General features: G+C 48.9%; 12 protein-coding genes and 1 pseudogene. 10 read left to right on the plus strand and 3 right to left on the minus strand.

The window, feature by feature from the left end; translation table 11 throughout:
- Positions 1 to 57: 57 nt before the first annotated feature.
- A complete protein-coding gene (locus MKJ04_RS12505) occupies positions 58 to 3,213 on the plus strand; it encodes a VPS10 domain-containing protein (protein ID WP_241641983.1) in 3,156 nt (1,051 codons plus the stop codon).
- Positions 3,214 to 3,336: 123 nt separating this feature from the next.
- Here MKJ04_RS12505 and MKJ04_RS12510 read toward each other — a convergent pair whose 3' ends face one another.
- The 3 genes and pseudogenes from MKJ04_RS12510 to MKJ04_RS12520 all read right to left on the minus strand — a co-directional run bounded on the left by MKJ04_RS12510 (position 3,337) and on the right by MKJ04_RS12520 (position 4,152).
- A complete protein-coding gene (locus tag MKJ04_RS12510) occupies positions 3,337 to 3,474 on the minus strand; it encodes a hypothetical protein (protein WP_241641984.1) in 138 nt (45 codons plus the stop codon).
- A 38-nt stretch (positions 3,475 to 3,512) separates the two neighbouring features.
- Positions 3,513 to 3,860 (minus strand): annotated as a pseudogene (locus MKJ04_RS12515) (transposase); the annotation flags it as partial.
- 106 nt (positions 3,861 to 3,966) lie between these two features.
- Positions 3,967 to 4,152: a hypothetical protein gene (locus tag MKJ04_RS12520; RefSeq protein ID WP_241641986.1), complete on the minus strand. Its 186-nt coding sequence runs from the start codon at positions 4,150 to 4,152 to the stop codon at positions 3,967 to 3,969.
- Positions 4,153 to 4,357: 205 nt separating this feature from the next.
- Between MKJ04_RS12520 and MKJ04_RS12525 the strand changes: the two genes are divergently transcribed.
- The 9 genes from MKJ04_RS12525 to MKJ04_RS12560 all read left to right on the plus strand — a co-directional run bounded on the left by MKJ04_RS12525 (position 4,358) and on the right by MKJ04_RS12560 (position 11,008).
- Positions 4,358 to 4,843 (plus strand): hypothetical protein, encoded by a 486-nt coding sequence (locus tag MKJ04_RS12525; RefSeq protein ID WP_241641987.1) that lies wholly within the window; start codon positions 4,358 to 4,360, stop codon positions 4,841 to 4,843.
- A gap of 123 nt (positions 4,844 to 4,966) precedes the next feature.
- The gene (locus tag MKJ04_RS12530) at positions 4,967 to 5,977 is read left to right on the plus strand and encodes an SDR family NAD(P)-dependent oxidoreductase (RefSeq protein WP_241641988.1); all 1,011 of its coding nucleotides are present in this window, start codon (positions 4,967 to 4,969) and stop codon (positions 5,975 to 5,977) included.
- 85 nt (positions 5,978 to 6,062) lie between these two features.
- The gene (locus tag MKJ04_RS12535; protein WP_241641989.1) at positions 6,063 to 6,827 is read left to right on the plus strand and encodes an alpha/beta fold hydrolase; all 765 of its coding nucleotides are present in this window, start codon (positions 6,063 to 6,065) and stop codon (positions 6,825 to 6,827) included.
- An 88-nt stretch (positions 6,828 to 6,915) separates the two neighbouring features.
- Positions 6,916 to 7,386 (plus strand): hypothetical protein, encoded by a 471-nt coding sequence (locus MKJ04_RS12540; protein WP_241641990.1) that lies wholly within the window; start codon positions 6,916 to 6,918, stop codon positions 7,384 to 7,386.
- Positions 7,387 to 7,580: 194 nt separating this feature from the next.
- Positions 7,581 to 7,844, plus strand: a complete 264-nt coding sequence (locus MKJ04_RS22960) for a beta-propeller fold lactonase family protein (protein WP_410896823.1) — start codon at positions 7,581 to 7,583, stop codon at positions 7,842 to 7,844.
- 1,169 nt (positions 7,845 to 9,013) lie between these two features.
- The gene (locus MKJ04_RS12545) at positions 9,014 to 9,301 is read left to right on the plus strand and encodes a hypothetical protein (protein ID WP_241642063.1); all 288 of its coding nucleotides are present in this window, start codon (positions 9,014 to 9,016) and stop codon (positions 9,299 to 9,301) included.
- Positions 9,258 to 9,431 (plus strand): glutamate synthase-related protein, encoded by a 174-nt coding sequence (locus tag MKJ04_RS12550; RefSeq protein ID WP_241641991.1) that lies wholly within the window; start codon positions 9,258 to 9,260, stop codon positions 9,429 to 9,431. The genes MKJ04_RS12545 and MKJ04_RS12550 overlap by 44 nt, the downstream gene beginning before the upstream one ends.
- A 61-nt stretch (positions 9,432 to 9,492) precedes the next feature.
- Positions 9,493 to 9,900: a nucleoside diphosphate kinase regulator gene (gene rnk / locus MKJ04_RS12555; protein ID WP_241641992.1), complete on the plus strand. Its 408-nt coding sequence runs from the start codon at positions 9,493 to 9,495 to the stop codon at positions 9,898 to 9,900.
- Between the two features lie 85 nt (positions 9,901 to 9,985).
- Entirely contained in the window at positions 9,986 to 11,008 is a 1,023-nt protein-coding gene (locus MKJ04_RS12560; protein WP_241641993.1) for a rod shape-determining protein, read from the plus strand.
- The last annotated feature ends 224 nt before the right edge of the window (positions 11,009 to 11,232 follow it).

Raw genomic sequence — 11,232 nt, forward strand, 5'->3', positions numbered from 1 at the left:
TTATCCTTACGCATAGTTAATTTAAATCTTATAGCTACACCATAAAAGACAATGCTGATGAAAAGTATACTTACACTTATTTTTTTGATAGGCTTGGTCTGGCAACCACTTACAGTGGAAGCGCAACGGAGCAAGAAAAAATCTACGGCTAGTGCAGGAAAGACAGACGCTGCTGAGCCTGAGTTTTACAAAGCGCTTGAGTGGCGTAACATTGGGCCTTACCGGGGTGGCCGCTCAGTAGCTATTACGGGTGTGCCAACCAAGCCAAGCACGTTTTACGCTGGCTATACCGGCGGCGGACTCTGGAAAACAACTGACTCTGGAAGCTCATGGAAAAACATCTCAGATGGTTACTTTACATCCAGCTCTATTGGAGCCATTGCCGTGGCTGACAGTGATCCCAACGTGGTGTATGTAGGCACCGGCGAAGCTGCCGTGCGCGGCGTCATGACAGTTCATGGGGATGGCGTCTACAAATCAACGGATGGTGGCCAAACCTGGAAGAATGTGGGCCTTAGTAACACCAGGCAAATTTCCCGGGTGAGGATCGACCCTAAAAACGCAGACATTGTTTACGTAGCCGCTCAAGGTAGCCCCTATGGCGCTAATAAAGAACGGGGCATCTATCGCTCAAAAGATGGCGGCAAAAATTGGGAATTGGTATTGCACGTGGATGAAAACACTGGCGCCAGCGACCTAAGCATGGATGTGACGAACCCGAACGTGCTGTATGCCGCTTTATGGCAGCATCGCCGCTACCCTTGGAAAGTAGAGAGCGGTGGCCCGGGAAGCGCGATCTATAAATCCACAGATGGCGGCGATACCTGGAACAAGCTGGAGAATGGCCTGCCAAAGTTGATGGGTAAAATAGGAGTGGCCGTATCACCGGCCAACCCGGAGCGGGTTTGGGCTATTGTAGAGGCTGAAGAAGGCGGACTTTTCCGGTCTGATGATGGTGGTAAATCCTGGGCAAACATCAACAAAGAGCGCGTGCTAAGAGCCCGTGGATGGTATTACATGCACGTATTTGCTGACCCCGTGGACGAGAACAAAGTATATGTGATGAATGCGCCGTTCCTGAAGTCGTTGGATGGGGGCAAGAACTTTACAAAGCTGGAAACGCCGCACGGGGATAACCATTTTGTATGGATAAACCCCTTGCAGCCCCATATCTGGGCAAACTCCAACGATGGCGGCGGCAATATCTCGCATAACAGCGGCGAAACCTGGTCTACACAGCAAAACCAGCCTACAGCGCAGTTCTACCGCGTGAACGCCGACAACAAATTCCCCTATACCGTTTACGGAGGGCAGCAGGATAACTCAACCGTAGCGATCCCCAACGCCTATTCGGGGCCGGGCATACCTTGGTCTGCTTTTTATCCGGTAGGCGGCTGCGAGTCGGCTTACGTGGCATTTAATCCTGACGACCCGGCCTATATCTATGCTGGTTGCTACCAAGGCATCATCAGTGAATGGAACGCCGCGACCAAAAGCACACAGGATGTGATGGCTTACCCTTACTTAGGACTTGGTTCTAAACCCCTGGACCAAAAATATCGCTTCAACTGGAATGCGCCTATTATCGTGTCGAAGTTCGATCCGTCGGTGATTTACCATGCTGGCAATGTGGTGCTTCGCTCCAAAGACAGAGGTCAATCATGGGAGGAAGTCAGCCCGGACCTGACGCGCAACAAACCGGAGTTTCTGGATTATGGCGGTGGCCCGATAACTAACGAAGGGGCAGGCGGTGAAGTTTACCAAACCATCTACTACCTGATAGAGTCGCCGCATGACCCAAAGGTACTTTGGGCTGGCTCTGATGACGGGTTAGTGCATGTAACCAAGGATGGCGGAAAAAGCTGGCAACAGGTGACACCGAAGGGCCTTACCTCCACAACGCTCATCAATGCCATTGAAGTATCGCCGCATGAGCCTAATACAGTTTACCTGGCTGTAAATGATTATAAATCCAACGATTTTACGCCGCATGTTTTTAAAACCACTGATAGCGGTAAAAGCTGGAAACGCATTGTAAACGGCATCCGGTCAGAGCATTTTACAAGGGTGGTAAGGGAAGACCCTAAGCGGAAGGACCTGTTATACTTAGGCACCGAATCCGGCATGTATGTTTCGTTTAACGGAGGCGAGAAGTGGAAGCCTTTTCAGTCGAACCTGCCCATAACGCCCATACTTGACCTAAAGGTGCATCAGAATGATTTAATTGCCGCCACCGCTGGCCGCGCCTTCTGGATTCTGGATGACCTAACGCCGCTGCATGAGGAGCAGCGCCAACTTACTTCCTCGGATGTTGTGCTGTTGAAGCCAGCAGATGCCATCAGGGCTGACTTTATACAGGGTAAGAAAGCAGCAGAGTCATTGCTGGGAGAGAACCCGCCGCATGGGGCCTTGATCCATTTTACGTTGAACAAAGCGGTAGACACCACCGCTCTGAAGCTGGAGATTTATGACGCAGCGGGCAAATTACTTAGAACCCTGTCTACCAAAGCCGAAAACGAAAAGGATAAAGAAAACGAAAAGGATAAAATCAAAGTAGTGCAGGGCTTAAACAGAGTGCTGTGGGACCTGAGCATTCAGGCAGCGAAACGCCCTGACGGCTTACTGGCCGGTTTTGGGGAAGGGACCTACCGTGCAGTGCCCGGCAACTATAAAGTGAAGTTGACCTATGGTGATAAAGTGCTGGAGGAAGACTTTACCGTGAAGGGCGATCCTCGTTACCAGGTACCGGCCATGGCCTATGCAGATCAGGGCAAAATGCTGGAATCCATACAATCCAACATTAAAGAAATTTACCAGTATGTGAACAATCTCAGGCTGGTAAAAAAACAGGTAAACCTTGTGAAGGAGATTGTGAAGAACACCGATAAAAATGAAGCGCTTTTGGCATACTCCGACACAATTTTGAAACGCACCGAGGAGATGGAAAAGCTATTGGTGCAGCCACGGCAGGAAACGTTTCAGGATGTTATAAACTTCGACAACAAGCTGGATAACCACTTTATACACCTCAACGGGCTGGTTGATGAGGCCATTCCGCCGGTTACCAGTGGGCAAAAGCAACGCTTCAACGACTTGCAGGCGCAGTGGCTGGCTGCCAAAATTAAGATCGATTTGTTTATGAAAGAGGACATGAAGCGCTACCACGAAAAAGTGCAGCAGCAAAACGTAACTCTGATCGGGCTCGTGAATTAAAGCATGCTGCCTTATAGGGGAGTGTAATTCTAACTGTGTCATTCCACTATTTCAATTTACTGGCCCTGTTGGTGTACTGGTGTGAATCCTTACAGCAACAGGGCCACCCTTTTGAAGTGCGTCTCACTTCAAGTCCGGTTGCATCCTGTCTCCAAACCAGATGGCCAGCTGCTGGGCTGTCTGGCTCCAGTTGGCAAGGGGCATGCCCCACTTTTGGCTGATGTTCTGGTGAGAGAGGTAAATCAGCTTCAGCAGGGCCATGTCCGAGGGGAAAGCGCCCTTGCCTGCCACTCCTTGACCTAAGGCACGATCTTCTCCGTCAGGGCGGCGAGCGTGTCGTGGGAAATGTCCATGTCGTACACCTCCTTTAGGTGCGAGGAGATATCCCGAAGGCTCATGCCCAGCCCGTACATGCTCAGGATGCGCGGCTCGAGGTTCTCGGCCAGCACCGTTTCCCGCTTTCGGATGATCTGCGGCTCGAAGCTTGCCGAGCGGTCCCGCGAGCTTTCCACTTCGATGATGCCATCCGAGGTGCGTACCTGTTTTGAGACCTGGCCGTTGCGGCGGTTCCCTTGCTGCCGCTCTCCTGCGTCCAGGTGCAGGTCCATCTCCGTGTCAAGGCGGCTTCCAGGAAGTGTTTTAACAAGGGACCTAAGGCGCCGTCCTTGCCGAAGGTGGGCTTGCCGCTCTGGAACTCCTCCAGGAACTGCTGCTTGATCTTTGCCAGATCCAGTTGGCTTTTCTCTTCCATGTCTACTGTGTTAAAGGTAGTGCTCCTGATCCTTCGACACAGTTCATTTTACAGCCTCTAACAATCGAAGCATTTTGCATCGGTCTTGCCATACAAATTCGGCCTGCTTCTAAAAACTTCAGTTTTGTCGTGTAGCTGACAAAGCTGCTGTCAGCGGCTTTTTTAGCGTCCTCTACCGCATTTTCCATACCTCATGTCTTCTGAATTCCTGCCGGGAGCGTTTCAAAATGTACTTCTAAACGCTCTTAGAATAACTATGCAAGGAGGCGATAAGTATAACAAAAGCACTAAACAAGTTTCACCTTAGAAACTCATACTGTGAGAAAAAACATACTTCCCAGCAGATTTTTCTTATTGGTCTTTCTTCTGATTGTAGCAACCGGATGCTCTCAGATGAAGACAAAGCAAGGCAACATTGCCATAGAACGAACTGTGCAGGCGGGCGACGTACAGGTACCGGCAAGCTACAAAGTAGAGGCCGCTGCCACCCGCCTTGCCGTTCCTTCAGGGATTGCCTTTGATGAGCAGGGCAACGTATTCTTCATTGAGGCAGGTTATTCGTGTATAGACGTGTTCAAGAAGCCGCGCCTGGTGCAGCTAATGCCTAACGGCGAAACAAGAACGATCGCAGAGGGGAATATAAAGCAGGGTGGCCGCATCCTCAGGATCTCGAAAGATGGAAAGATTACGACCATGGTGGAAAACCTACCCCGCTTCGGTGACCATCAGACCAACGGCCCTGCCATCGGCAACGATGTCTATATTTACTTTGGCCAAGGCACGACAACCAACTCCGCCATAGTGGGCAAAGACAATTACCTGATGGGCTGGCTGGCAAAAAATGAGCAACTCCCAACATACTCTCAGGCACGCGCATGATGGCAAGGGCATGTACATCGCAGGAAGGAACTGGGGTTATCTGGAAGATCACCAAGCAGTAAACCGGAACGATTGGGTGGAGCATCATTCAGGCAGTTCCGGATTTAAATGCAACATCCCGTTATGCCTCTTTTCCATGACATCGGGGAAAAGCCTAAACGGGTTATCGCAGGCATACCGACAGTGAGTGGCAGGGACTTGCAGCTTTATAAAATCAGTTACACAGGTAACGGGCCTACTTCTACTGACCATACGCAGTTTTCCCTTTTGCAGGAAAGCAACATGAATTTAAACAGAGCTATTAACAACAAAACAACTATGGATTTAAAGATAAAAGGCAAAACAGCCGTCATCACAGGAGGAGATTCCGGAATGGGGCTCGCAACAGCAAAGATACTTGCCAGCGAAGGCGTAAACATTGTTCTTAGCGACAAAACGCACGAAGAACTGGAAAAAGCCGCTGAAGAAGTCAGGGCTCAGGCTAAAAACGATTCCAAGGTAATTGCCATTTCGGCAGATTTAACTATCAATGGCGAAGTGTTGAAGCTGGCCGACCAAACCAAGGCGGAGTTTGGCGGGGCTGATATGCTGGTGAATTGTGCCGGTATCCGGGGTGCTGCCGGAGATTTCCTGAACCTCAGCGACGAAGACTGGTATACTTCTATTGATGTAGATTTGATGGGAGCCGTTCGGGTTTGCAGAGCTTTCATTCCGCAAATGCAGGAGAAAAAATGGGGCCGCATTGTGCTTATCGCTTCTGAAAACGCCATGCAGTCTTACGAAGAAGAAAGCCCATATAATGCCTGTAAGGCTGGCATCGTAAACCTTACAAACTGTTTAACAAGGGCGTATGCCCGGGAGGGGCTTATGATTAATTGTGTATCGCCTGCTTATGTTGCCACTCCCATGACCGATGCGATGATGGACCAGTTAGCCAAGGAACGAAACTCCTCCAAAGAAGAAGCCATCCAGTGGTTCTTGAAAAACAAGCGCCCCAATATTGTAGTTGACAGACGGGGCAAACCAGAAGAGGTAGCAGCTGTAATTGCTTTTCTGTGTTCTGAACATGTTAGCTATGTAACGGGTAGCAACTACCGGGTGGACGGGGGAGCTGTGGGAACGGCTTTTGGCTGATAAGTTTCTTTGCAGGTTACCTGGTTTTATGGTCCCAAAACGTACCTGATTTTAACTACATAACTTCATTTCAAATTACGGAAATATGACCGATGATAAAGCAGTGAAACAGTGGGGAGACCAAGGGGAGACTCTGGTCTTTCTGCACTACTTTGGTGGCTCTGCCGAAAGTTGGCAATGGGTTGCTGAAGAACTATCTCAGGAGTACCGCTGCATCGCTTTGAACTTTCCTGGCTTTGGTGGTAATGCTCCTTTGCCAACACCTTCCATTCAAGGCTTCGCAACTTTTGTGCAGGAAGAGCTTGACCAATTAGGAGTGAAATCCTATACCTTAATCGGGCATTCCATGGGCGGCAAGATTGCCATGCAGGTGGCGGCAAATGCGGCGGCAGGTTTAGTTAAGCGATTAATTTTAGTTGCCCCGTCGCCACCAACAACAGAGCCGATGCTTGAAAAGGAAAAAACACGCATGCTAAAACATCCGGACCGGGGAGTAGCCGAAAATACAGTGGATGGCGCCACCATAAAAACCCTGGATAAAGAAAAGTATAACCTGGCTGTAGAAACCCAGCTAATAATTGACCCAAACACCTGGAAATGGTGGATTCAGCAGGGCATGGATAATTCTATTGCCAATGAACTAAAGACACTCAAAATTCCCCTTACTGTTCTCGCTTCTACCGATGACCCTGTTATGACTCCGGAAGTGATACAGGAGCGGGTAATGGCAGAACTGGAGCATGCAAAACTTATTAATACAGAAGGGGTTGGGCATTTAATTCCTCTGGAAGCACCAGACTGGACTGCAGCACAGATCAGAAAAATACTGGAAGGTAGTAAAGAAAATTAAGCGGCTTTTCATTTCCCTCAAATATCCAGAAAATTAGCAGGGTTAGAAAACCGGAAAAAAGTAAGTTTAAATTTTTTGTATTGTCAGTATGTCGAAAACAAATCTAGATCAGGGTGACAAGCCAATATTTACGTACTGGCACGTCTGGACCGATGAGGAAGGAGTGAGCCACCAGACCCGCGCGGAACTTACAGATTTTAAGAAAGAAAGTATGGGAGGTGATGCCGATGAGCAGTGGAACAACCACCTGCTGGCGGCCGAAGCAAAAGTGCTTTTTACAGAGCTTCCTGTTGGGTGGATGGGCACCTGGCACGAGAATCCAAAGCCACAGTGGATTATACCACTCTCAGGCAAGTGGTATGTAGAAACCATGGACGGGCAGCATGTAGAAATGGGGCCGGGCGAGGTTTCCTTTGGAGGTGACCAAAACACGACGGCCAATGCGCAGGGCCATAAAGGGCACGTTTCGGGTACAGTAGGTGAAGAACCCGCTAAACTCATGATTATTCAGCTACTGGAAGAAAAATGGATAGGTGCAAAACCTGGCGACTTTTCCTGACTACAGAGATAAAAGCACTTATGGAAAAACCTGCGACATCTTTAGTATACATAGGCCCTTATGCTGACGCCGACCAGGAAAGTATTTTTCTGTACTAGCTAAACCCGCAGACAGGTGAATTACATTAGCTAAAGGGCTTTGCAGAAGGCAAAAAAACCCACACATGACTTTAGATAAGCCGCATCTTTATTTATATGTGGTTATGGGTTAATGAGCGGGAAGATTACGAGGATAGAGAAAGTGGTGCGGTGTGCTCCTTTCATATTAACCGGCAAACAGGTTGTCTCACCCTCCTGAACAGGGTTCCTTCGTTGGGAAGCCTGCCGGTATACATTGCGGCGGAGCACAGCGGAAATGCGGTTATAGTAGCCAACAATAAATCCGGTAACGTAGCAGTTTTTCCGGAACTGGAGAATGGGAAATTAGCAGACGCCTCTGACCTAAGTTCATCTCGTTGATGAGGCCCCAGCGGCTCAGGTTGGTGAAGTTGCACCTACCACGCAGGCTGAGCAGCAAAGTCATCAGGTGAATGAAAAATTCTCGCTGCCGCTTAGTAAGTTTGGGCATTTTGTGCTGGTGAGTGTTTCGATGCTCATAGGTGAACGTCTGTTGAGGTGTCGTTACCACAAACTACGGCTTTCACCTTTTTTTATCCTTCTAACAGCTAAAAACGCTGCAGACTATTGATTATAACGGGTTGATTATAAATTATTTGCTACATTATATTTTGTTTGAGTTATGCGCAGTTGTTTGATAAATACAGTTCCTCACTCTCTGCCTGCAGCGGTATCAAAATCAATTAATAGCCTGCAAATCTAGTATTTGCAGGCTATTTTTCTTTCCAGGCAACACTGAATTATTTACTTTTTCGCATAACATAATAGAAGTGTGTCATCTGGTAAGTTCGACTGAGGGTATAATTTACTCACCGAATTTCACATAATAAATTGATTTACAAGATGTACAGTTGCTGTGCATCCAGACGAGGAGTGACTGCAAAACTATATTTGTTTAACTTTTAAAGTCATTGCTACGTCTGTCAACGTCAGCCTCCTTTTTTACCTAAAAAAACAAATGAATTACCGCCTGGGCTCGGTCTACCTGCGCTTCCGGTACACATGCCTTTTCCAAGTATAGGAACGCTTACCAGGACTGCCTGTAAGCGAAAGTGTATGAGGTGCACTGCCAGTTAGTGGATGCCACAGGCCTGGTCACGGCAACATATATCAACATCCTGTTCCATGGCAAGAAAGGCACGACTGACAGAGTTAATCTGCTGCCCATATATACTGCCAATCTATACATTTAAACTCTGTAAAAGAATTGCATGTGTGCCTCGCATTTGCGTACTTTGATACAGACGTTTTAATAGACCGTGCTGCCCTACCACAGATTGCATTCTTCTTTCCCAAAGCCACTCTCCGGTTTTGTTGCAGCGTCACATCACGTTTCCCTGAGTGATGTGCTGAACGGGTATTGCCTTTATTTTTATAGTGCCCTCAAGGACTTTAACAGTTAAGCCGGAAATCTCCGGCATCCAACCCATTCTTTTTGAAACAAGCTTTACATATGCTTTGAAAGTGCTGTAGGCTTTAAGGTTATGTTTTAGTTCTAACGACTTTGGGGTATGGCTCTAGAAATTAGCGCAAGGCAGATTTTTGCTTTTGCGTTCATCGCCATTTATGTAGGTATTGCCATCAGTGGTCTCGAGCAAGCTATTGTTCTGTGGTTGCTCGCACTTGTTATACCCCTGCATCTGATTTATTGGCAGGACATCCGCCAGGGCCGGCATACGCTCCTGCGTAACTATCCGCTTGTGGGGTATCTTCGCTACTTTTTCGAAAGTATTCGTCCGGCGATAAGACAGTATTTTGATCTGGCAGGTTGGCACCGGTTATTTCGGCTGTCGCAATGAGCAGGGCAGCTTCTGCGAGCGGCTTTTTAGAGAACAGGCCCTGCATCCGCACATCAAGATGGTAGAACGAAAGCTTTCGCAGGGAGCCAAGCCCGGGCATGGCGGTCTACTTCCGGCAGCTGTGTTTTAGAAAGACGGAGAGTGAGGCAACGCATAAGATATTCCATAAACTAAACTAAACTAAACTGAATATGAACACAATCTATTTAACCGAGAAAGATCACCAGCGGCTGCATGCTCTAGTGCAGGCGCAACGCCAGACCACCGGCACGCACGCAGTAGAAGCGCTCTGCAAAGAGCTGAAGCGGGCCAAAGTGGTCCCATCCGAGGAAATTCCGGTGGACGTTGTCACGATGAACTCCTTTCTGCGGCTCAGGGAATTGAAGAGTTCCTCTGTGATGGAGATAACGATTACCTATCCTAAAGACGCTGATCTTGCCAGTCGCAAGATTTCCGTGTTGGCCCCCGTTGCCACGGCTATACTGGGTTGCAGGGTAGGGGATGAGATAGAGTGGCCTGCGCCTAATGGCAGCACCGTAACTTACAAAGTGGAAGAGATTCTATATCAGCCGGAGGCGGCAGGCGACTTTTACCTTTAACTTTCTGTCTGGCGCCTTATAGGTTGGCTACAGGCCAACTTATAGGGCGCAGGACTAAGAATCGTGCTATACTGACACCTGTTAAATGAGAATATTGAATTTTTTCACAGAGGATATTGCCATCGATTTGGGCACTGCGAATTTCCTAGTTGTGCACAAGGACCGCGTGGTCGTGGACGAGCCCTCTATTGTGGCTTTTGATAGAAGGTCTGGCAAGACGATTGCCGTTGGTCGGAAGGCCATGCAGATGGAAGGTAGGGAGCACGAGAACATCAGGATTAGCCGACCGCTCCAAAACGGAGTGATTGGCGATTTCTATGCAGCCGAGCATATGATCAAGGGTATGCTGCAGTTGATCAAAAAATCGATGAGCGGGTTTAAGCCGGCTTATAAGATGGTGGTATGTGTGCCAGCCGGTATCACAGAAGTGGAGAAGCGGGCCATCCGTGACTCCATGATGATTGCCGGTGCACGGGAAGTCTATCTGGTGCATGAGCCTATCGCTGCGGCAGTAGGTATAGGGCTAGATGTGGAGGAGCCCACCGGGCACATGGTTATTGATATTGGGGGAGGCACTACGGAGATTGCCGTGATAGCCTTAAGCGGGATTGTCTGCGATCAGTCTGTGCGCGTGGCGGGCAGTACATTCGACGCTGACATTATGCACTACGTGCGCCAGCAACATAATATCCTGATTGGCCAGCCAACAGCAGAACGGGTAAAGCTAGAGGTAGGGGCTGCGCTGCAAGAGGTGCAGAACCCGCCAGCGGATTTCGCAATAAGAGGGCGCGACCTGATGACAGGGCTACCCAAGCAGGTGCTTATATCCTATACTGATATAGCCTGCTGCCTCGATCGGTCCCTGGCCAAGATAGAGGAGGCTATACTGAAAACGCTGGAGATTACCCCGCCCGAGCTTTCTGCGGATATCCACCACTCCGGGATTTACCTTACCGGGGGCGGGGCCCTGCTTCGTGGCCTGGACAAAAGGATCTCCTCCAAAACAAAGCTGCCAACGCATGTGGTGGAGAATCCGCTCCTTGCCGTTGTGAGAGGCACAGGTATTGCCCTAAAAAACATTGGCCGCTTCAGGTTCCTTATGCGCTAGAAGAATACTTCCGGGAAAGAAAACACAGCTCCAGGTCGTAACAGTGGCTCCACGGGCAAAAAGCATCCTTTGTTACTGAGCCTTGATAACCGGGCTAACAACTCCTTTGGTCATGGTATGGACTTGTTACGCTACCCATCCGGAGCTAAAGGTTTGCCTTAATCCAGAGAACATAGGTTTGGTGGAGATACCATATGGTGGTTACTCCGTTACACCTGGCTGCA

The sequence above is a fragment of the Pontibacter sp. E15-1 genome (genome assembly GCF_022601975.1).
Classification (GTDB): Bacteria; Bacteroidota; Bacteroidia; order Cytophagales; family Hymenobacteraceae; genus Pontibacter.